Annotated in this window: 19 protein-coding genes; 4 read left to right on the forward strand and 15 right to left on the reverse strand. The window is 34.6% G+C overall.

Annotation, left to right across the window (positions count from 1 at the left end):
• Positions 1-47 precede the first annotated feature (47 nt).
• The 12 genes from R9X47_RS11765 to R9X47_RS11820 form a co-directional block, all read right to left on the reverse strand.
• Entirely contained in the window at positions 48-749 is a 702-nt protein-coding gene (locus R9X47_RS11765; protein WP_432667024.1) for a B3/B4 domain-containing protein, read from the reverse strand.
• A gap of 108 nt (positions 750-857) precedes the next feature.
• The gene (gene hisC, locus R9X47_RS11770) at positions 858-1,958 is read right to left on the reverse strand and encodes a histidinol-phosphate transaminase (protein ID WP_432667025.1); all 1,101 of its coding nucleotides are present in this window, start codon (positions 1,956-1,958) and stop codon (positions 858-860) included.
• Between the two features lie 37 nt (positions 1,959-1,995).
• Entirely contained in the window at positions 1,996-3,057 is a 1,062-nt protein-coding gene (gene buk / locus R9X47_RS11775; RefSeq protein ID WP_432667026.1) for a butyrate kinase, read from the reverse strand.
• A gap of 75 nt (positions 3,058-3,132) precedes the next feature.
• Complete coding sequence (locus tag R9X47_RS11780) at positions 3,133-4,035, reverse strand: bifunctional enoyl-CoA hydratase/phosphate acetyltransferase (RefSeq protein ID WP_432667028.1); 903 nt, start codon at positions 4,033-4,035, stop codon at positions 3,133-3,135.
• A gap of 190 nt (positions 4,036-4,225) precedes the next feature.
• Positions 4,226-4,804 carry an indolepyruvate oxidoreductase subunit beta gene (locus R9X47_RS11785; protein ID WP_432667029.1) on the reverse strand — a complete coding sequence of 193 codons (579 nt, stop codon included), beginning with the start codon at positions 4,802-4,804 and terminating at the stop codon, positions 4,226-4,228.
• 1 nt (position 4,805) lies between these two features.
• Complete coding sequence (iorA, locus tag R9X47_RS11790; RefSeq protein WP_432667030.1) at positions 4,806-6,587, reverse strand: indolepyruvate ferredoxin oxidoreductase subunit alpha; 1,782 nt, start codon at positions 6,585-6,587, stop codon at positions 4,806-4,808.
• Between the two features lie 263 nt (positions 6,588-6,850).
• A complete protein-coding gene (locus tag R9X47_RS11795; RefSeq protein ID WP_432667031.1) occupies positions 6,851-8,218 on the reverse strand; it encodes a sodium-dependent transporter in 1,368 nt (455 codons plus the stop codon).
• A 315-nt stretch (positions 8,219-8,533) separates the two neighbouring features.
• The gene (locus R9X47_RS11800) at positions 8,534-10,594 is read right to left on the reverse strand and encodes a sigma-54 interaction domain-containing protein (protein WP_432667032.1); all 2,061 of its coding nucleotides are present in this window, start codon (positions 10,592-10,594) and stop codon (positions 8,534-8,536) included.
• Between the two features lie 190 nt (positions 10,595-10,784).
• Entirely contained in the window at positions 10,785-12,260 is a 1,476-nt protein-coding gene (locus tag R9X47_RS11805; RefSeq protein ID WP_432667033.1) for an amidohydrolase, read from the reverse strand.
• A 69-nt stretch (positions 12,261-12,329) separates the two neighbouring features.
• Positions 12,330-13,757, reverse strand: a complete 1,428-nt coding sequence (locus R9X47_RS11810; RefSeq protein ID WP_432667034.1) for an MFS transporter — start codon at positions 13,755-13,757, stop codon at positions 12,330-12,332.
• Positions 13,758-13,861: 104 nt separating this feature from the next.
• Positions 13,862-14,689, reverse strand: a complete 828-nt coding sequence (locus tag R9X47_RS11815; RefSeq protein ID WP_432667035.1) for a methyl-accepting chemotaxis protein — start codon at positions 14,687-14,689, stop codon at positions 13,862-13,864.
• Positions 14,690-15,060: 371 nt separating this feature from the next.
• Positions 15,061-15,699 (reverse strand): helix-turn-helix transcriptional regulator, encoded by a 639-nt coding sequence (locus R9X47_RS11820; protein WP_432667036.1) that lies wholly within the window; start codon positions 15,697-15,699, stop codon positions 15,061-15,063.
• A gap of 356 nt (positions 15,700-16,055) precedes the next feature.
• Here R9X47_RS11820 and R9X47_RS11825 point away from each other — a divergent pair, with 356 nt between their 5' ends.
• The 4 genes from R9X47_RS11825 to R9X47_RS11840 all read left to right on the forward strand — a co-directional run bounded on the left by R9X47_RS11825 (position 16,056) and on the right by R9X47_RS11840 (position 20,188).
• Entirely contained in the window at positions 16,056-17,084 is a 1,029-nt protein-coding gene (locus R9X47_RS11825; protein WP_432667037.1) for a dipeptidase, read from the forward strand.
• A 67-nt stretch (positions 17,085-17,151) separates the two neighbouring features.
• The gene (locus R9X47_RS11830) at positions 17,152-19,290 is read left to right on the forward strand and encodes a CocE/NonD family hydrolase (protein ID WP_432667038.1); all 2,139 of its coding nucleotides are present in this window, start codon (positions 17,152-17,154) and stop codon (positions 19,288-19,290) included.
• 35 nt (positions 19,291-19,325) lie between these two features.
• The gene (locus R9X47_RS11835; RefSeq protein WP_432667040.1) at positions 19,326-19,787 is read left to right on the forward strand and encodes a RidA family protein; all 462 of its coding nucleotides are present in this window, start codon (positions 19,326-19,328) and stop codon (positions 19,785-19,787) included.
• Positions 19,788-19,819: 32 nt separating this feature from the next.
• Positions 19,820-20,188, forward strand: a complete 369-nt coding sequence (locus R9X47_RS11840) for a nuclear transport factor 2 family protein (protein ID WP_432667043.1) — start codon at positions 19,820-19,822, stop codon at positions 20,186-20,188.
• A 61-nt stretch (positions 20,189-20,249) separates the two neighbouring features.
• Here the strand turns inward: R9X47_RS11840 and R9X47_RS11845 are convergent, their stop codons facing one another.
• From R9X47_RS11845 to R9X47_RS11855, 3 genes are read right to left on the reverse strand one after another with little or no spacing between them, the layout of a single operon-like run.
• A complete protein-coding gene (locus tag R9X47_RS11845; RefSeq protein WP_432667045.1) occupies positions 20,250-21,164 on the reverse strand; it encodes an acetamidase/formamidase family protein in 915 nt (304 codons plus the stop codon).
• Positions 21,165-21,176: 12 nt separating this feature from the next.
• A complete protein-coding gene (locus tag R9X47_RS11850) occupies positions 21,177-22,082 on the reverse strand; it encodes an ROK family protein (RefSeq protein WP_432667046.1) in 906 nt (301 codons plus the stop codon).
• A gap of 1 nt (position 22,083) precedes the next feature.
• A complete protein-coding gene (locus R9X47_RS11855) occupies positions 22,084-23,511 on the reverse strand; it encodes a glycoside hydrolase family 1 protein (RefSeq protein ID WP_432667624.1) in 1,428 nt (475 codons plus the stop codon).
• Positions 23,512-23,540 lie beyond the last annotated feature (29 nt).

The following is a 23,540-nucleotide window of genomic DNA, read 5'->3' on the forward strand; positions in this document are numbered from 1 at the left end:
ATAGATAAACAACACTAAGATTTAAAATTTAGTTGATTATCTTTAACTTATATTTCTACTTCGTTGTTATCCTTATCTACAAATAATTTCTTTGTGGTACAATTGAACTGCTGTTCAAGTGTATTAGCTAGAAGCTCCATAGCGGCTAAAACATTTTCTTTGTTTTTAGAAGAAAATCCATCTATAGGAAAAAATATATTTTTACTATCATCAGTGATTCTTCCTCTATTACTTTGTCTCCAAATCCATCTACGAGTTCTAATTCTCTTGCTGTCGGCATATACCAGTTCTCCGGCTTCAACATTTTCCATCTCATCACTTCCAAGAGGTATAAATGTATCACCTTCCACTGAAAATCTTACAGCTATCTCATCCTCTAAAGCATCAATATCATGTGCTCCCATTGGAAGTACATATTTTAACGACAATGCATTTACTAAGTCTACTACTGGATTTATGGCAGGCAGATTACTACCTTTCACAATCCTTTTAGCCATAGCTTCTATAGAACTCATGAATTTATTTGGATTTATGCCTAGGCCTCTAAATGCATCTCTATAGGGAACTATATACTCATACTCCTTTAGATTCTGTCCTTCTAACCTTTCTCTTAGAGATTTCATCTCATCTCCCAGCATTTCTTCAATCTCAGAATTTTTAATCTTGTTATCAATACCGTATCCAACTACAACTCCAAAACACGCATCAGGCATTTTCTCAAATAGTTCTGGATAAACTTTAAATTTCATGATCCCATCCCCTCAATAGTTTTCTTATTATATTAACATGATTTTTAACATATTTCTAATCTTTCGTGCTTTTTACTACCTTATATTTGGACAGGTACTATAAGATATTTAGTCTTTCTTTATTAGACTATGAAGTCTTGCTAAAAACTTTTCATTTTGCTTAATAGTTCCTGTACTAACCCTTATCCAAGTATCCCACTTCCATAGGTATCCTGGCCTTACTATTATTCCTTTTTCCATAAGCTTTTGAAATACTATTCTAGAGTCCATGTTTACATTTACAAATATAAAATTGGAGTTAGACTTAATATATTCTAACTTGCTTTGATGAAAATATTCTTCCATCATAGCCATTGACTCATAGTTAAGCTCCACAGTTTTCTCTATATGTTCTTTGTCATTTAAAGCTCCAATTGCAGCTGCTTGAGCCAGCTTATTAACATTGAAAACACCCTTAACTTTACCCATTTCTCTTGCAATTTCCTTTGAGGTTAGTGCAAAACCTACTCTAACTCCTGCAATACCAGCAACCTTGGAAAATGTTCTTAAAATAATAGTATTTGGTCTAGATTTTAATATATTCAATGTCTCAGGATACTCTGGATTTATCTTAGCATAATCGTAATAGGCCTCATCAAAGACTATAACAACATCCTCTGGAACTCTTTTAACTAAATAATTTGTTTCGTCCTTTGTCATTATATTGCCAGTAGGATTATTTGGATTACAAACATATATTAGCTTCGTTCTATCAGTCAACTTATCAATAAACCCTTCAAAGTCATGCTTATATCCTTTAAGTGGTAGCTTTATAGGCACTCCTCCCATATGGGAAACGCTTGAACCATATAGTCCAAATGTTGTTGCTGCCATTATTGCTTCGTCTCCAGCATTAATAAAGGTTTGAGCAATCATCGTTAGTATTTGCTCTCCTCCATTACCTACAATGACATTTTCGTAGCTTAGGTTATACTCCTTGGCAATTTCTTTTCTTAGCGACATTGCCGATGCATCGGGATAAATATGAATATTTTCGGCTTCTTTTTTTATTGCCTCTACGGCCTTAGGCGAAGGCCCTAATGGGTTTTCATTAGATGCGAGCTTTTCAATCTCATCAATTCCAAACTCTTTTTTTACCTCTTCTATAGGTTTTCCCGGAACATATGGTATTATAGACGATAATTCATTCCTAAATAGGTTTTTTGGCATATCATAGCCTCCTTCATATTATCTTGAACAATTTTCTCTAATCCAAATCGTATTCTCGTGCCTCTTCTTCTCCTTTAAGTACCCTTAATGTCCCTAATGCAAGAGACTCTAATTCATTTTCACCGGGAACTATTTCTACCGGAGCTATGAATTCTACTCTTTTCTTAATCCATTCTGTCATCATCTTTGAGTATGCAATACCACCTGTAATTATTATTCTATCTATATCACCATATACAACTGTAGCAAGCTCTCCTATCCCCTTAGCTATTTGGTATGCCATGGCTTCATAAATAAGCTTAGCATTTTCGTCTCCATTTTTTATTTTTTCTTCGACCTCTAAAGCGCTATTGGTATTTAAGTATGATATAAGTCCACCCTTACCTCTTAGCTTCTTTTTCATTGCAGCTTTGTCATTTTCATAACACATATTTATCAGATCCTTGCATGGTACTCTACCAGATCTTTCAGGTGAAAAAGGACCCTCATCATCGGAAACTATATCTATCATTTTTCCTTTTTTATGAACACTTACGGATATACCTCCCCCTAAGTGTGTCACTATTAGATTTATATCCTTATATTCTTTTCCTAATTCCTTAGCTGTCTTTATAGCTACCGCCCTCATATTTAGTGCATGTGAAAAGCTTTTTCTCTCAATATCAGCCATACCTGATATTCTAGCTATATCCCCCAGCTCATCAACAGCAACGGAATCATATATATATGAGGGAATCCCTAATGACTCAGCTATCTCATATGCAATAATCCCTCCTAAATTTGATGCATGTTCTACAACCGGTCTATTTTTAAGTCTATCTATCATAGCTTTATTAACTCTATATGCACCGGATCTTACTGGAGGTAATAGGCCACCTCTACCTACTACAGCAGAAAGTTCCTTAACATCGAAGTCTATTTCCTTCAAGAATCCCATAATTTCTTGATGTCTCATTTCATATTGTTCTGCAACATTTTTATACTTAGCTATTTCCTCATTTGAGTGCTCTATATTCTTTTTGCAAATCTCATTTTGATCTTCATAAAGGGCAATTTTTGTAGATGTAGAGCCTGGGTTTATGGCTAAAATCTTATTCATTCTTATATCCTCCTACTTTTTTCTATATCTATAAAGTTTTATATTTTCAATAGGCCTAACACTTCGTATATTAAATTAAGCTACTGCTGCTGATAGAGTCAAGGATAAATATTTTTCTTCGGCACTTGAAGCCCTAGAAGTTAATACTACAGGTACTTTAGCACCAACTATAAATCCTGCCATTTTGGCCTTCGCTGAGTGAACTAAGCATTTTCCTAAAACATTTCCAACAACAATATCAGATGTCAATATTATGTCGGCGTCTCCTACCACAGGGCTTTCAAAGCCTTTTATTCTTGCAGATTCTTTACTCATAGTTAAGTCATAGGATATAGGGCCTTCAACGATACAGTTTTCTATTTCTCCTTTTTGATTCATTTCTTTTAACTTAGCTGCGTCAACTGTATCAGGCATCTTTGGATTAACCTTCTCAACAGCTGACAACACTGCAACCTTTGGCTTCTCATAACCAAGGGCTATTAAAGTATTTACTGCCCCTTCAATTATTTGCTTCTTTTCCTCAAGGTTTGGAAACATCATCATTCCACCGTCCATGGCAACCAACAGCTTATGATAAGTAGGTACCTCATTAATAACAAAGTGAGTCATTACCTTACCTGTTCTAAGTCCCTTTTCCTTGTCAACTACAGCTTTTAAAAGATCAGCAGTTTGAATTTTACCCTTCATTATGAAATCGGCTTCGCCTTTATGAATTAGTTCTACAGCTTTGTATGCAGCGTCACTGTCATCTTTGGCATCCATAATAAACTTTTCATCTAATTCTTTATCTAATTTATCTAATATCTCTTTAATTTTGGAAACATCACCTATTAACACTGGCGTAACAATATTATTTTCTTCTGCCTTAAATACAGCTTCTAAAGTGTGTTCATCGGCAGCGGCTACTACAGCAACCCTTTTTCTATTTTCAAACCCTTGAACCTTCTCAATCAACTCTTGAAAATTTTTAATAACCATACAGATTCTCCTTGTCCTTAATAGTCTAGGATGTCTCAGAGTGGCAAATTTCTGCGCTATTTGAAATTTCACTGATTTGGCACGCACCTTAGCACTATCCAAACCAGTGAAATTTCAAAACTCTCAATCCTCAATTATTCATTCCGAGATATCCTGGGGATGACCTTATAAGATCACCCCATGAAAATACCTATCCTATGGCTCTCTTTCCTTCACTTAATGCTTTAATATTAATCTCAATAAATTTCTCTTTAACGTTATCTTTTATTACATCTTCCCAATCGATTTCATGTAGACCCATGGCCTCAATCAATGCTCCTAATAAAACAATATTCATTGTTTTTGCATTACCTAAGCCTTCTGCAATACCTGCGGCATCTATTATTGTCGTATCGGCCTTTGATTTAATTGTTTCAATTACTCCCTCTGGATAATCTCTCTTTCCTGTAAGAATAGGAACAGAAGGTATTTTATAATCGTTTACTACAACTTTTCCATCTGGTTTCAAATGATCTAACCATCTCAAAGCTTCCATAGCTTCAAAACACACTAAAATATCTGCTTGCCCTCTTCCTATCACCGGTGCAAATACCTCTTCACCATATCTAACCTGTGTCGTTACACTTCCTCCTCTTTGTGCCATTCCATGTATCTCTGACATCTTTACATCATATCCAGCCTTTGCTAGACCATTGGATAAAATCTTACTTGCTAGTATTGTTCCTTGTCCACCTACACCAACTAATAAAATATTTTTAACCTCCGCCATTTTATTCACCCACCTTACTGATTGCATTTACCGGACACACTTGTAAGCAAACTTCGCATCCCACACATTGAACTTTATCGATTTTTACCTTCTTAGTTTCCTTATTGAATTGAAGTGCAGGGCAGCCTGTCTTAATACATATTTTACAACCTATACACTTATCTTCTTCTACATCACATAGTGAGAAATAGTCTCCAAACTCTTCCCAGTCTTGTTCAGAATGTTTCTTTAACACACATGGCCATCTTGTGATAATTACCGATGGTTCGTCAAGCTCAAATGCCCAATCAAAGGCAGCCTTCATCTCATCAAGCTTTAATGGATTAACTATCTTAATATGGTCCACACCTAAGGCCTTAACTAACTCTGGAATATCAACAATTTTTGTTGGCATACCTTGAAGCGTAAAACCAGTTCCTGGATTCTCTTGATGTCCTGTCATTCCTGTAATTCTATTGTCTAGTATACAGGTTATAGTATTACTCTTGTTGTATACAACATCTAATAAACTGTTTATTCCAGTGTGGAAGAATGTAGAGTCACCTATAGTTGCAACTACTCTCATATCTTCTCCAACCCTGTTAAATACTTTTTGTGCACCATGGGCCATACTGATACTAGCTCCCATACAGATACTAGTATCCTTTGCATTAAGGGGATCTACGCCACCTAATCCATAACAACCTATATCTCCTGAAATCATAACACTCTTTCTCTTTCCTAGTTCATAGAAGAACCCTCTATGAGGACATCCGGCACAAAGAGTTGGAGGTCTCTCTACAACTACAGATTTATCATAATCAATTACTTCTCTTTCCTCATCTAATAGTGACTTAGAAAGAACTTCTGGCATAAGCTCTCCCATATTAGGAATTCTTTCCTTACCGATACAATCGATACCTGCCGCCTTCATTTGCTCTTCAATATATGGCTCTGTCTCTTCTATTACATAAACAGTTTCAACCTGCTCTGTAAATTCTTTTATCTTCTTCATCGGAAGTGGATAGGTAAATCCTAGCTTTAAGTAGGATGCCTTATCTCCAAATACATCCTTTGCATATTGATAAGCTACTCCCGATGAGATGATTCCAATCTTTTTATCACTGTTCCATTCAAAATAGTTAAGCTCTGTTTCATTTGAAAACTCTTCTAATCTAGCTAGTCTATCTTCTAGTTCAGCACGTAGCCTTCTACCAACAGAAGGTACTACATCGTATTTTTGTCTATCCTTTACGTATGGCTTCTTTGGAACTTCTTCTCTTTGACCAAGCTCTACTAAGGTCTTACTGTGACAGACCCTTGTTGTCATTCTAAAAAGTACTACAGTGTCAAACCTTTCACTTATCTCAAATGCTGTTTTTACCATATCCTTAGCTTCTTGACTGTTGCTTGGTTCAACCATAGCTATTTTCGCAAATTTCGCGTAATATCTATTGTCCTGCTCATTTTGTGACGAATGCATTCCCGGCTCATCGGCAGTTACAAGTACCATTCCACCGTTAACACCTGTATAAGCATAGGTAAATAGAGGGTCGGCTGCAACGTTAACACCTACGTGCTTCATTGTAGCTAATGCTCTTGCCCCAGCTACTGATGCTCCTATTGCTACCTCTAAAGCCACCTTTTCATTTGGAGCCCACTCTGCCATAATATCTTTCTTATAGGGAGCAATATTTTCTAGTATCTCAGTACTCGGAGTACCTGGATAGGCTGATGCAAATGTAACACCAGCTTCATATGCACCAACGGCAACTGCTTCATTACCTGTTAACAATTTTTTCATTTCTTTTCCTCCTTGCTGTATATTAATAACACATATCACTTTTATTCTCGAATAATATAATAAGCAAATAGCATGCCAAAAAAATGTGTCAAAAAAACCTTATATTTTTCATAAATATTAGAATAAATTCATATTTAGAAACAGAAAAAGGGTTAAACGGTATTAATTGTACTACCATTTAACCCTTTAAACATTCACTAAAAAACAAGAAGCCGTCTCATAAAAATACCCCATGAGCTCAGCTCCTAATACGTTAATCTATATTAGATTTTTAAAATTCCGATTGCTTGTAAGAAAATGATAAATAACACAACGGGTATAACATATTTTATTAGAGAGTACCATAGATTTACTAGTTTAAAATCATTTTGACCGTTGCTGGTAACTTCATCGATAACATCTTTCTTATTCCATATGTATCCAACTAATATTGCTCCAAATAATCCTACAAGTGGAAATGATATGTTTGAAACAAAATAATCATACATATCAAATATATTTCGTCCTCCTATTTTCACATTGCCCCAAGCTCCAAAGCTCATTAGTGGAGGAATTCCTAAAGCAAATACAAGCAAAGTAGTTAACCAAGTAGCCTTTCCTCTATTTATTTTTGTCTTTTCTACAACGAAGGACGCTGCAACCTCAAGCATACCTATGGAAGAAGTAAGGGCAGCAACGACTAGCAAGACAAAGAAAACAACTGCAAACAATGTTCCGAGTGGCATTTTACTAAATACCTGTGGCAAAGTTACAAAAACTAATCCCGGACCAGCACCGGCTTCAAGATTGAATGCAAATACGGCAGGTAATATTACAAGCCCAGCCAATAGCGCAACTCCCGTATCAGCCAATGTAACTGCAATGGCTGTATTAGGTAAATTCTCCTTTTTACTTAAATAACTTGCGTATGTAATCATGCATCCAGAACCAAGACTTAAAGAGAAAAAGGCCTGCCCTAGTGCACTAACAATCGTCGATCCAGTTATTTTTGATAAATCAGGTTTTAAATACCAGATTATCCCTTCCATCGCACCGGGTAAAGTCATAGAACGAATTGCTAATACAATAAGCATTATAAATAATCCCGGCATTAAAACATTACAATATTTTTCTATCCCCCCCGATATACCCTTTGCCACAATAAATGCTGTAGCTAAAAGAAAGATGATCTGATATATCATGAGCTGTGATGGACTGCTAATAAAAGATTCAAATATAGCCCCTAATTTATCTGGTGCTAAACCTATTAATTTACCTGACATAGCTTGAAAAACATAATAAATTGTCCAGCCTCCAATTATTGCATAGAAAGAGAAAAGAACAAGGGCTGCAGCCATGGCAAGATACCCAACTCCCTTAAACTTCTTGCTGATTTTTCCGTAGCTTTCAATAGCATTTGACTTACCATTTCTTCCAATGGCAAACTCAGCTATAACTAAACTGGCACCGATAATAATAATACATATTAGATATAAAAGTACAAATGCTCCTCCACCGTTAGTACCAGTTACATATGGAAACCTCCATAGATTACCAAGTCCAACAGCTGATCCTGCTGCAGCTAGAATAAAACCAAGTCTGGAATTAAATTGATCTCTTTTTTTCTCGCCATTTGCTGAAGAGTTATTCATTGTTATTCCTCCTAGTTTCTGAAATATATTTCAAGTTCGATTTAATATCGTTAATATTTTTATTTAGCAAAACCTCCTTTGTATACTATTAATATTAAATCGAATTAAAATCTATATTTTCAAATCTAACTTATCTTAGGAATACGTTTTCATTTCATAACAATATCTTAAAAGCAAGAACCATTCCAAATATTGTATTTTTTTTCACATATAACTATAGGTTATATTTTCTTAGCTATATCTAACACTACACTTGTTACAACTAACTTTGCCACCATAAAAAAATGGGTTAAAAGGTATTAATTCAAATACCTTTTAACCCATTTTTAAATATTTAAGTACACGTCTACCATATTCTGTTATAACAGTCCCGCTTCTCCCTTTAAATATCTCTACCATCAAAAACTTTTCAAGATTAATTAATATCTTTCTCGCTTCCTGCTCACTTATAAAGATTCCATTTTCCCTTGCCCTTTGATAAATGCTTCTTCTTCCTATTCTTTCATTGTCTAAAAAGCTTTTTTCCAGTTCTTCTAAAACAAAAATGTATTTTCTTTCATGCTTTCCTATACTTTCTAAAAACCTCTCTATGAGTCTTTTTTCTTCATTATCAAGAATTTGCTCATCTAGACTCACCTCTAAGTCAATAGGCAAATCATCAACATCCACTTCTTTTATATGAAGGTTTACTAGATACTCAACATAATTACTAAGTTCTCTAACATTCCCTCTCCAATTGTGATCTAATAAAACTTGCTTTGCATTCTCCGAAAGTTGGAAATTACTATTAAATTCTTTCTTTATTTGATCTATAAGGGGCAGTATATCTTGTACCCTAGCCCTGAGCGGTGGTGTTTTTAAAGGTAATACGTTCAATCGATAATACAAATCCTCTCTAAACTTTCCTTCTTTCACCATTTCCTTTAGATTTCTATTTGTAGCGGCAATTAATCTAATATCAACATGGATTAATCTATCTCCACCGATTCTCATAACTTCTCTTTCCTGTAAAACTCTTAATAGCCTCATTTGGAGGTTTATAGGCATTTCCCCAATTTCATCAAGAAATAGTGTTCCTTGGTGAGCCAACTCAAACAGCCCTGGTTTTCCGCCCTTTCGTGCACCCGTAAAGGCTCCTTCTTCATAGCCAAACAATTCACTCTCTAAAAGGCTTTCTGGCAGTGCTCCACAGTTTACAGCTACAAATTGATAGTTCTTCCTTCTAGAACCATTATGAATAGCCTGAGCAAAGAGTTCTTTTCCAGTTCCACTTTCGCCTGTAATTAGAATTGAGGAATTTGATTTTGACATCCTCTTAGCGATATCCTTACATTTTTTTATTGCTTCACTATCTCCTATTATATCGTCAAAGCTGTATTTCGCCCTATGTCCCTTACCTATTAATTGGGCTCTAAGTTTATGCTGTTTTCTTTCTGCTTCATTAAATTTTCTTATGATTGCAACAGCACCATATAATTTGCCAGAATGAGTTATTGGATCTACTGAGACAACCACATCATAGGCATTAATCTTAATAAGTCTTTCTTTAATTGATTTTCTTTTTCTTAAAGCGTACTCAAAGGGGATTTCAGAAAATAGTTTTATTCCGTCTCGATTTATAACCTCTTCACTTCTAAATCCTAATATCCTTTTTGCACTTTCATTATATGAAAATATGAGACCATCGGAGTTAATAGCTATAACGCCATCATCAATTACCTGAAGCAATATATCTACTTGACTTTCAAATTTATTTGTCTTTCCTAGTATTCCAGATAAACCAAAATTAGCAGTAACAATTTCTTTATAGGTCTTTTTAATATTTTGCCTATTTAGAACATCCTCTAGTCTCAATTTGATTGCAATATCCATTATTGTACTTATATCAAGTATACTACTCCCAACGTTGATAATCCTGTTAGATGGATCTGGTGTATACTTAGATTGACCTAGCATGATTATAGCTTTATCTCTAATATTTTCACTTTCATCAGGATTAAAAGGAACTACATCCATATGCTTAACCCCTATTTGATAAAGAGTAGAAATCATTTTCTTTGCCATCTCTATACTCTCATCCAATAGCATTACTTCAGTACCTTTTGATATATCCAGTATTTTATCAAGTCCAGATTTCGATACCGTCCTATTTGCGAATAGTATTTGACTTCGGTTATCTATACATCCTTCAACCTTCATTAATGCATCATAGGAGGGAAGTAAAACTATGTCAGCATAAATGCCTTTCTTTAATTCCTCGTCACCAATACAGTATTTAATAATATTAATGCTCTCAGAGAATAAGCTCTTTATTTGTTCATAATATATTCTAACGGTCTCCATGTTATAGCTTATAATTGCAACTGTTTTTTTCATAGCCCGCACCTTCCACCTTATGAAACTTGCTTTTCTTAGTTTATTCTTAGTATAGCCTTTTAACAAAATTAATGCAATTTCTTAGATCATATATCGATGAGCTGCTTTTCGAGAAAGCTTAAGACAAAAACCTCTAATGAATTTTTCACCAGAGGTTTTCTTTAAACCTATCTTTAAAAATTTATCTCACCTATTGTCTTTTATATACGATTTCCCCATCAGCAATTGTCATCTCAACATTTATCTCTTCAATCTTTTCTGGTATCTTATACGGGTTTTGATCAAGTACAATTAAATCAGCAGTTTTTCCAATTTCTATACTTCCAGTTTCCTTTTCCTTGTGAATTGCATAGGCTCCATTAATTGTAAACATCTTAATAGCATCCGTCACCGAAACCCTCTTATGAGGAGCTTTATTGTTTACAGCAGCATGAATTGATAAAAGAGGCCTTAAGGGAGTAATTGGAGTATCAGTTCCTCCGGCTAAGACAATGCCATACTCGATTATTTCTGGATATACACCCATTCTATCTAATCTTTCTTTTCCAAGGGAGCCAACAATAAACTCTCCAAACATATTTAGTATATTGGGCTGTACACTAATTACTATTCCGAGCTTAGCCGCCATTTCTAAGTGCTTCTTAGAAGGTAAATCGCAATGCTCGATTCTATGTCTTAATCCCTTTTTCCCCTGCTCATTTATCACTCTATTATAAATACCTAATAACTGATCTATGGCTCTATCTCCCACTGCATGGAAAGTACATTGCATGTCTAAGCTATGGGCACGGGAAACTATTTCATATATTTCAGTATCGCTAAGATATAGTCCTCCTCTATTTCCCGGTTTATCAATATAGTCCTCAGAGAAAGCAGCTGTCCACTCAGCTGGAGTTCCATCTAAGCAGATACATCCACCTATTCTATTCAATCCTAATTCTTTAATATCATCAGGATTTTTGGATTGATAAAAATTGACAACATGTACCGGTAATGTTCTTTTGTCTAATTCTTCACTTATCCAGTATTTACAATCTATATCTCCAGGTAGTTCTCCACCTATTATTGAATTAATAGTGGTCGTCCCCGTGGATGCACAAACATCACCACATTTTTCCATATATTTCTTAATATCATTGTCACTCATAATTCCTTGAACTTTACTAAATGCTTCCTCAGTATTCATATCTTTTGGCTTAATATCAGCTCTTTTCATAGCCTCACTATTTAAGATAATCCCATGTCCAGTAAAGTACCTTAAAAATATAGGTACATTATTCGAAACGGAATCCAACTCCTCAACGCTTGGTTCTCTTTGCTCCCTCAATCTATTTACATTTAAGCCTTCAAAATATAACAATGATGAGTTCGGAGAATTTTTACACCCTTCTTTAACTATCTCAAGGACTTCATTTATTGAGTCAGCATTAAATAAGTCGAAACTACTCTCACTAATACCTGTTGCTAAAGAGTGCATATGAGAATTTATGAATCCTGGTAACACAGTTTTATTATTTAAATCAATAGTTTCTTTTGCATCCTCTGAAATATTATCATCGTCTCCTAACCCGGCTATCTTTCCATCCTTTATACCTAACCATCTTGCCTGATTAAGCTTTTCATCAATTGTATATATATTGGCATTTTTTATAAGTAAATCAAACACTTCCAACATCACCTTTCCCATTCATTGCAACTATCTACATCCTTAGTTTTATCTTAAACTATTATTACTTTACAGTATGTCTTTAAAAATTTCTGTAGAATATTCTTTTCCTTCTTTTTTAAGTTCTATAGCCGCTCTTAATGCTTTGAACTTTTCTTCATTCATTTTGTATAAAGAAACCACTAAGGTACTCACTATAAAAAATGCAGGTGCATACACTGTACTAATTCTCAATAAGCCCTTTATAGTCTCTGGGCTCTGTACTTCTAATGATCCTACAAATCCAGAAAATTGTAACAATATACCCATTATCCAGCCACCTACTGCATAGCCAAATTTTTGAAATAAAGATGTTACTGTTAACAAAGCACCCTCTCTACTTTTTCCACTTACAAATTCATCGATTTGGCAGCAGTCAAAGTTCATAGACATGCTTAAACTAAAGAATGTGTTATTACATAAACTTTGCAAAACCCCTAAAATTATCATAAATGTAAAGCTCTTTAAACCAATAAACGCAAATAATATTTGTCCTAAACTAGCCGTAAGTATTACTCCAATATATGCTTTACGTTTTCCTAGCTTATCTGCAATCAAACCAACTACTGGAATCAACAAAGCTCCTAAAATAGCGTTAATCAAGAAGAACTTGCCTATATCAGGACCTTTTAAACCTAGATTATTTGTCAACAAAAATATTTGGTTACCAGTTACTATAGTGAAGCCAACTGCGTATAGAAGAAATCCTATACAAAGAATTCTAAGGGACTTTATATTGAAAATAGATACATATGTTTTGACTATATTTACATTCTTACTTCTGTCTACAGTGTAATCTTTTTCCCTTCCCTTTGTTGATATCCAACAAGTAAAGCCTGCAATTAACGAAACTATACCGAACAATATCGCAGCAACAAACCATCCTCTTTCTATGGAATAACCCTTGCTAGCTACAGTCTCGGCTATTTGCACTGTAAAGGTACTTACAACAAATAAACTTAACAATGTAAATAGTAACATAACTAGGTTCAAGGTATTTCTCTTCTTAAAATCAACAGTCAATTCAGCACCAAGTGCACTATATGGTACTCCATAAATAGTGTAGCTGGTCCAGAATGCTATGGCAGCGATTATATAATACATGTTAGTAAAACCACCAAAATCAACCTTTGTAAATAGTAAAATCATAGAGAGTACTAGAGGCAATATCCCAGCAATTAAAAATGGTCTTCTTCTACCGTATTTATTAGTTGAATTATCTGACATACTTCCAATTATTGGGTCACTAATAGCGTCCCATAATATAGCTATGAAGGAAATCGTTCCAGCGAAGGCTGGATTAATACCAGCAACAGTCGTTGCAAAGAAAATGAAATAAAAATTAAATAAATTAGAGCTCATACCTAAAGAAAAATTACCTAACCCATAGCCAAACATTGAAGCTAGTGAAAGCCTAGGTGTGTTTCCTATTACACCAGCTTTAGTTTCATTATCCATTCCTTAATCCTCCTTAAATAAATAATTTATATATACTTTTAATCAGATGCCTCTTCAAAATCTCTTAACCAATTTTCTCTCATAATATTATTTTAGCTATGCATTTACAACTCTTTTGCAATCTTAGCCAAAGATTGCGCTATAGAGCTTAACTCTTGAATTTCTGAAACAATTTCTTCAGTAGATTCATTCTGAATATTAATGTTCTTAATTGTTTCATCAACGGATACGTCCATTTCTTCTATAGAGTTCTTTATGTTTTCTACGATGTTTTTAATATTGCCAATAGCTTCCTTTGTTTCTATTGAGAGCTTCCTGATTTCTTCTGCCACAACGGAAAACCCTCTTCCTTGATCTCCTGCTCTGGCTGCTTCAATAGCAGCATTTAAACCGAGTAAATTAGTTTGCTCAGAAATCTCTTTTATGTATTTTAATATTTTATCTGTTTCCCTAACTTGCTTTTTAGTATTTTCACTTTGTGATGAAATTTCAATAGAAGACGTTGAAATTTCATTAGCATCATTCGATATTCTTTCAATGCTTGTAGCTATCTGTTCCAAAGATGTAGCAACATTTTCTGATACTTCAAGAAGCTGATTCTGCTGTTCAAGGCTTCTAGCTATACTAACAGCACCAATGGCATCCCCATATTCATTTCTGATAGGAACAGCTATACATTTAAATGAAATTCCATATACATCTTTAGGCATAATCTCTACTACCGTACCGTTCTGTCTGATGCTCTTAGATATAGTACCTCCACTTGAAAAAGCTTTACCTTCCTTTGGATTAAGTTCAAATTTTTCAGAGAGAAAAACCTTTGTAATGATCTTTTTATCTGTAATTACAATAGATATGTCCTCATCAATCAAATATTTTATTTTATCACCTATCTCAAGAAAATACTTAATAGATTCTTCATCAAAAAACATGTTCACTCATCTCCAATCCTACAGTAGGCTAACAAAATACAATGGAGAAATCGTTTGCAAAAACTGGATTATTATCCCCCATATTAGTTTAAAGATACATTTGTCTGTTGAATACTTTATAAGGCATAAAATACAATATACGTTCTCAAACTTCAGGCTTGTTTAACATAAATAAACACTCCTCTCATTACAAAGTAATATTATTTTTTTTTATAATTAAAAATATTTTTTAGGTTTGAGGTTATTATAATTCAAATTTTCAGACAGGTCAAATATTTTTTTTATAGGTCGCCAGTTCTATTTACAAAAAAAGAGTCCATTAATTTGGACTCTCTTTTGACATCTATATATTTAAGTATTTAATGATTCCCCTATCTGTTTCTAATCTCATCCAGATAGTTGTACAAAGTAAATTTGGATATCTTTAAAAAATCACACACCTTGTTACCTGATTTTGTGATTAGAAAGGCTCCCTTTTTATCTAGAAACTCTACTGCTTTAATTTTATCTTCCTTCGTCATAAATGGTACTGACTTACCTACTTCCTCTTGACATTCTTGTAGAAAATAATCTAATAATTCGTTGACGTTTTTACTAAAGACCTCTTTAACCTCTTGCTTCGAGTCCTGCATTGTAATTCCTTTTATAGCAGTTCCAGCCGCAATGAAATCGGTTATATCAAAATTGATACATATTGATCCAATTGCCTTCCCCTCATCATTCTTTATATTTGTAGTAGATGATCTAAGTACTTTTCCGCCTTTTCCGTGGGTTATATAGTTATGTCTATCTCCGTCACTATTTGGATCTCTTAGAAACTGAAAACCTAAATTAGTAGAGCAATCCCCAACCTCTCTTCCAGTAACATGGCCATTTTCAATTGCTACAATTGTACTATCATAATCTTTACTAAAATCATGTAAAACCACTTCACACTTGTCTCCAAATTGTGCGGCAATACATTTTATAAAAGAAGTTAACAATTCAAATTCATCATTAATACTTTTCACGTAAATCATCCTCTTCCATTTTGTCTAATATAACTATATCTTATAAAATAAATTTTTTTTAGTCAATCTATAGATCTCATAATACCAAAAAACTAATAATATCAAGAGTCAATTAATCTTATTGTAAAGCCTAATTTATCTAATTTTTACTATTATTAAGCTAACAATTCTAATAAAGAGTTGACTTAATAAAAAAATATATATTATAATAAAGTCAATTCTAAAAATTTTTTATTATTATGAAAATTATTTTTATTTTATTCTATAGTTAAACTTTTATTCAATTCTGACCACTATTTTTGCAATTTATACACCTATGTTTTTTATCTACTAAATTTTCTTCTGGAGGTATTAGTATGAAAGTCTCAACAAAAAAATTTAAGAATTCAAGTGTTATTGATGCCCATCTAGATCTCTTATTTGATGTTGTTAGACAAAGAGAACTGGGTCGTAAAAAAATTATCGAAACCGATTATTTACCAGATTTTCTCGAAGGTGGATTCAATGTAATTGTATCATCCATATTTTTAGATGATGCATTCTTGCCTGAGATGGCACTTAGACGAGCATTGAATCAAATCAGTGCTCTATATAGTGAAATAGATGAATCTAAAGATAAGATTATGTTGTGTAAAAGCTACAACGACATACTCGAAGCAAAACAAACCAACAAAACTGGCATACTACTCTCCTTTGAAGGTGTTGAACCAATATACAATGATATGGGCCTTCTAAGAATTTTTTATGAGCTTGGCGTTAGGGGTGTTGGCCTTGTATGGAGCAGGCGAAACTATGCTGGAGATGGCTGTAAGTTTCAAAGAACTAGAGAAGGTAAAGAAGCTGGATTAACAGATTTCGGTATAAGCCTGGTAAAGACTGCTGAAGATTTGGGAATGTTTGTCGATGTAAGTCATTTAAATGACGAAGGCTTTTGGGATGTAATAGAAATAGCTCAAAGGCCAGTTATAGCCTCGCATTCAAATTGTAGAGCTATTGTAGATATTCCTAGAAACCTTAGTGATGATCAAATTAAAGCTATTGCTTCAACTGGTGGAGTTATAGGTATAAACTCTGCAAACTTTGTTACCTCCTACGATGATAAAGATTCAAATATTAAGTTTTTAGCCAATCATATTGACCACATTACAAACATCGTAGGAGTAGAACATGTTGGTTTTGGTTTTGACCTTTGCGATAAGCTATCAAAATATGAACCCGATGATGGCCCTAGTCAATTACCTCGCAAGCCCTTTGATATTTTGAAAAGCCATAAAGACGCCATACCCCTAATTCAAGAATTAGAAAATCGAGGTTATAGTCAGAATGAACTTGAACTAATTATAGGTGGTAATTTCGATAGAGTATACAAAGAAATATTAAAGTAAATTACTCAATTGCGGTGTTTAATACAACCAATTGAATAACTTCTACCATTAGGAAAGGAGGAATTTTATGAGGGCTATTATTACTGAGTTTATTCTAAATTGGTCTGGAATAGATTATGCACATATAATATTTGATGACGAAGGTATTTTTCACAGTAAAAGAGATCTGAAAACAAACTACTGGTCATCTATGAAAAAGCTAGATAAGGACGATATGTCATATCAAATTCCATTGATTGAAATATTCCATAATTTAAAGGAGATAGAGCAAACAGATTGGTTAGGAGATGAAATAACCTTAAGCTACGGAGCACGTTATAAGAGACACATAACTATAGAGGGTACTGTAAATGGTAGAAAAAGGACCTCTCAAATTTGGGCAGGAAGGGACATCAAGTCTCCTATCGATATTATTATTCTTGATAAAGAAATCATTGGTTTCTACTGTGCTTCACGTGGTGGAGCTACTACCCTTGTTAAGCCCGGTTATGAAGATCTCACACCTTTAAAATATTGGAATGCACCTTTGCTTTCTAAGCCTATTTATGGCATCAATCATTTAGGAGTTTCACTTGTCCCAATGAAGGATGGAACAAAGCTCGCTACAGAAGTATGGTTACCTAACAAAATATCTGAAAGCTCTAAGGTTCCTACTATCTTAGTTAGAACTCCCTATGGTAGATCGCGCTTTTCAGGCCCCAATTTGCGTTTTGTAGAAAGAGGCTATGCTGTTGTAATTCAGGACGTGAGAGGTAGAGAAGATTCTGAAGGCGAGTGGCGTCCTCACTACTACGAAATAGAAGATGGTGATGCCACTCTAAACTGGATTGCTGATCAGCCATGGTCCAACGGGGATGTTGGAATGATTGGAGCTTCTTATCTTGGCTACGTTCAATGGGCTGCGGCTGCCAGCGGTAATCCTCACCTTAAAGCCATTGTTAGTCAAGTTTGTGTAGGTACACCATTTGGAGATATTCCTAGACAGGGAGGCACTTTTTTATCTGGTACACTAGCATGGGCGTTTGCAATGCGTAATAAAAGAGCCGACTTTAGTGAGGCAGAAAGAGATGACTGGGATGATATCTTGAGCATTCGTCCCCTTAAGGATATTACTAAAAAAACCCTTGGCAAAGAGATTCACTTTTGGAACGAATGGTTAGATCATCCAAACTATGATGATTTCTGGAGAAATCTAGATTGGTCTATACATGGAAATAAAATAGATGTACCTTCTCTCTTAGTTTCAGGGTGGTACGATGATGATGGTGCTGGAACTAGTGAAGCATGGGAAATGAATATGAAAAACAACCGCAAGAATCAAAAACTGATTCTTGGTCCATGGTTACATGGCTTCAATACTACTAGGGACATAAACAATATTCCTTTTAGTAATGATGCTATAAGCTACGAACTTGAACCTACTTATTTAAAATGGTTTGACAAGTTTCTAAAGGGTATCGATAACGAAATCGAAAAGGAAAATAAAGTTAGTTATTATATGGTTGGTGAAAATCAGTGGAAAACATCAAACTCCTGGCCACCAAAGGAAACAAAACTTACAAACTTATATCTCCATAGTAATGGAAACTCCCAAACAAGCTCTGGAGATGGTTTACTAAAGGCTATTTCTCCGATTAAGCAGCCTGAGGATTCATATTTATTTGACCCAACTAATCCTGCACCATTTTTAATAGATGTTTCTGAAAATGAGATGAGCGTACCTGAAAATTATAAGGATGTAGAAAAAAGAAAAGACGTTCTCGTATATACCTCAGAGCCTCTCAAGCAAGACATATCTATAGCTGGAGACATTTATGCAGTTCTGTATGCATCTAGTAGTGCAAGGGATACCGATTGGGTAGTAAGATTAACCGATGTAGATGAGTCTGGAAACTCTATTCGTCTATCGGATGGAGTAATAAGGGCAAGATATAGAAAATCCTTTGAAAATCCTACCCTTATCGAACCAGGCAAAGTAGAAAAGTATCAAATAAGAATGTCTAAAATAGCTAATGTATTTAAGAAGGGCCATAGGATAAGGATTGAAGTAACATCGGGTATGGAGAATTATTCATTCCCTAATCATAACACTGGGAATGACCCTGCAACTGATACAGAGGTTATTGTTGCAACTCAAAGAGTTTTTCATGATAGCGAATATCCTAGCCATGTCAAACTACCTATCTTACATGGTGAACTGAACTAACAAACTTATATCTACTAGAAGGGAGCATTTATTATATGATAATCGAAAAAAAGCTAAAAGAACTTAATATTGAATTACCTAAGCCACAAGGGCCATTAGGTAAGTATATAACTTATAAAAAAACTGGAAACTTAATTTACTTCTCTGGACAAGGTCCTATAATAAATGGCAAAGTCATGTACAAAGGAAAAATTGGAAGAGAATTAACCTTGGAAGATGGTTATGAGGCTTCAAGACTTACAGCTTTAAATCTAATTGCAGTTTTAAAGGAAGCCGTGGGAGATTTAGATAAAGTTGCGCAATTTGTTAATGTCCACGGATATGTAAATTGCGTTGATGAGTTCACAAATCAACCAGGTGTTATAAATGGATTTTCTGACCTAATATTAGCAGTTTTTGGCGACAAAGGCACTCACTCTCGCTGCGCAGTCCCATCTGGAAATTTACCTTTAGATACTCCAGTGGAAATAGAAATGATTGTTGAAGTCATGGACTAAAAAACTGAGTTAAGTTAATAAAAGGAGTTTGAATGATGAATAATTTATATGAAGTTGAGTCAGTTCGCAGAACAATGAATCTTTATATAGAAGGCACAAAAACAGGTGATGTTGAGAAGCTGAAAAAAGTATTTCACTCTGAGGCCATCATGTCCGGTAATCTCATGGATAAACAGATGGTTTGCGGAACGCCACAGGCCTTTTATGATGACATTGATGGCAAGATAGCTCCTCCAGAATATGATGCTCAAATAGTTAACATTGATATTACTGGAGAAATTGCAAGCACTACTTTAGTAGAAACAGGATTGCTTGGAATTAATTTTGTTAATTACTATCATCTTCAAAGGATTGATGGACAATGGAAGATAGTATCTAAGCTCTTTACGTCTATTAGTTAATTCGTCGAGGATAAAATACTAGCGGCTGCAATATTTGCTTAGAATATTGCAGCCGCTAGTATTATACATCTTCTTTCAATAAGTCGAAGCCGTACTTTTCGAGTACCCATTTAGGCATAACAAATCTGGCTGTCTTTAAGGGATCTACGACTTGGCATACCTCTACATTTCCAACAACACTAAATAACATAGACATATCTGGTGTTTCTAGTTTTATCCTTGTAGATAGGAATTTTTCCATTTCCGATACAGCTTCCTTTACTGCATCATCCAGGCTTTCCTTTGAAGCAATAGTCGAAATACTATTTTCATTTTCAAGCAATGGATTATTTAATGAGAATTCTTTAAGTACCTCAAACTTTACAGTAACCTTTCCAGCTACTTCGACTCCACTTACTCCTATCTCTCCGTCCCCCATGGCTGCATGAATATCTCCAAGAGCAAATAATGCACCATCTATCTGTATAGGAAAATAGATTGTCGAGTTTTCAGATACCATTTTGTTATCCATGTTTCCACCATGTCTATCTGGGGTTCCACAGTTAATTCCTTCACCCTTTGGCGCAACACCTATTACACCTACCATCTTGTTTAATGGTATTTTTAAAATGTCGTCAAATAGAACATGGTCATCTTGAATTTTGACAACCTTACAATTAAGTCCATCTAGTCTATCTCCCAAAACCCCTAAATCCTTTCCCGTTGCAATAGTTCCTCTATCGGCTATATCAATTTTTTCAATCGTTACCTTTAGAACGTCTCCGGCTTTTGCCTCTTCAATATAAATCGGACCTGTAGCGGGATTTACTCTATCCCAATCCATGGCATCTAGTACATCATCGGCCTTTTTAATTTGATTAGAAAAGCAATCCATAGTTTCAATCTCAACCATATCCCCATTCTTTATACTTAGAACCGGCTGGTTATCCTTAGAAAACTTGAAAATATGATGCTTCTTTGATAGTTTTTTAATCATAATATTCCCCTCCTAATTATTTCTTTTTAAAAAATTATACAGCGCACCAATCAAGTTGGCATCATTTAAGAAGTTGCAGGTTTTTATTTTAGGATATATTTTTGCAATATTTATTTTTTTAAGTATAATATCTAACCTTTTATTAATTTCACTTATTAAGGTTTCTCTACTGCTTATTGCTCCTCCAATCAAAATAACTTCAGGATCATAATAATACTGTATATTATAGATACCTACGGCGCAGGTATAATAAAACTTATCTATCTCTTCAATAGCTATTTCATTTCCTTTGCTTGCTAATGTAAACACCTCAAAACCATTTAATTCATCTTCTTTAACACCCATTCTTCTTGCTACATTTTTTACTAGAGCATCTGTAGAAGCTGTATGACTCCATATATTAAAATTTTTGCTCTCATAGTTAAATTGATGTATTGCATAGCCGAACTCGCCGGAATGAAGATTTGCTCCCCTATGAATTTCTCGATTCTTGATAACAGCTCCTCCGATTCCAGTCCCTAAAACAACAAGAGCAACATCATTGTTTTCCTTAGCTGCTCCCCTCCAAACCTCAGCCAAGGCAGCGCAATTCCCGTCATTCTCAGCTTCTACTGGTATATTTAGCCTATCCTCCAGTGATTTTTTTATGTTTTTTCCTTCAATAAATTCTAATGATCCTGGACTCACTATCATTCCCGTGATATTATCGATTACTGCAGGTACCGCAAGGGCAATGCCTTTAATGTTCCTATATCCCTTCTTCTCTGTGTCTTCATAAATAGCTATAATAGATTCAACAAGACTGTTATAGTTTTCTTTTGGTGTTTCCGAAACATTTTTCATGACTATATCACCATTATGATTTAGAACACCATATTTTATATTCGTACCACCAATATCAACACATAAATAATTCATCCTAAAACTTCCTCTCAGAAATGGAATCACCATTCGTTTCAATTACTTTCTTATACCAATAATAGGACTTTTTAGGTCTTCTAGTAAGTTCACTGTTCTCAAAATCTATATACACAAATCCATACCTTTTTCTATAGCCATTTAGCCAGCTAAGTAGATCAGTAAATGACCACGTACAATAGCCTATTAGGTCAACTCCTTGATCAATTGCTTTTTTACAGGCAATAATATGATCCGTTAGGTAATCTATTCTATAATCATCTTCTATTTCTCCTTTGTCATTCAATGTATCAAATGCTCCAAGTCCATTTTCAGAAATTAGTATTGGAAGTCCATATCTATCTGTTAATTCTACAAGACCATATCTAAGTCCATCAGGGTCAATCGCCCAATCCCAATCGGTGTATTCAACGTTTTTATTCTTTACACTCTTATAGAGGCCCGGAATACCGTTTTCTTTTTGACTATCTTTTTTCCCATCAGTATTCATACCTTGAAATCCAACTCCATCCATAGGATTATAGGCAATCATTGCTGTCTTATAATAATTTATACCAATAAAATCTACTTGTTTAGCTGCTTCTTTTAACATCTGCAAATCTTCTTCTCTGATATACGGTAAAGTTCCCTTTGATCTATAGTACTCAATACCTTTCTCAGGATATTCTCCTTTATAGTAGATGTCAGTAAACCACCAAGGCTCAATCTGATAGTAACTCTCCAAAGCTTCTACATCTTTTAAATCATTACTTGCTGGATATGCAGGAGAAAAAGCTATACTTGATCCTATATGCCCCTTTAAGCCCATTTCTTTAAAGGCAAGTACTGTTTTGCCATGGGCTAATGCCGTATTATGATATGCCTTTAGATATGATTTCTCATGCATTTTTCCAGGAGGATGAAGAGCTAATTGATATCCAAGTGATGTAAATATATTAGGTTCATTCATTACTATCCAGTACTTTACCCTATCTCCATATGATTTGAAGCAAAGCTTTGCATACTGAAGAAAATCCTCTACAACCTCTTCACTTTCCCAACCACCATATTCCTCTTGCAATCTTTGTGGCAAGTCCCAATGATATAGAGTCACAATGGGCTCAATGTTTCTCTTTGTTAATTCATTGATCAAGTTATTATAAAACTCAATCCCCTTTTCATTGACTCTGCCTTTACCATCAGGTAGTAGTCTCGTCCAGGCTATGGAAAATCTATAGGCTTTAAGACCTTGTTTCTCCATTAAGTCAATATCTTCAATATATCTATTATAATGATCTGCTGCGATATCACCGTTTGTCCCGTTATATGTCTTACCCTCCAGATGACTCCACACATCCCAAACGGATTTTCCTTTCCCATCTTGATTATAGGCTCCTTCAACCTGATATGCCGCCGATGCCGAGCCCCATAGAAAACCTTTATCAAACATAATATTCAACGCTATATCACCTCATCCCT

Source organism: Wukongibacter baidiensis, from assembly GCF_050888315.1.
GTDB classification, from domain to species: domain Bacteria; phylum Bacillota; class Clostridia; order Peptostreptococcales; family Caminicellaceae; genus Wukongibacter; species Wukongibacter baidiensis.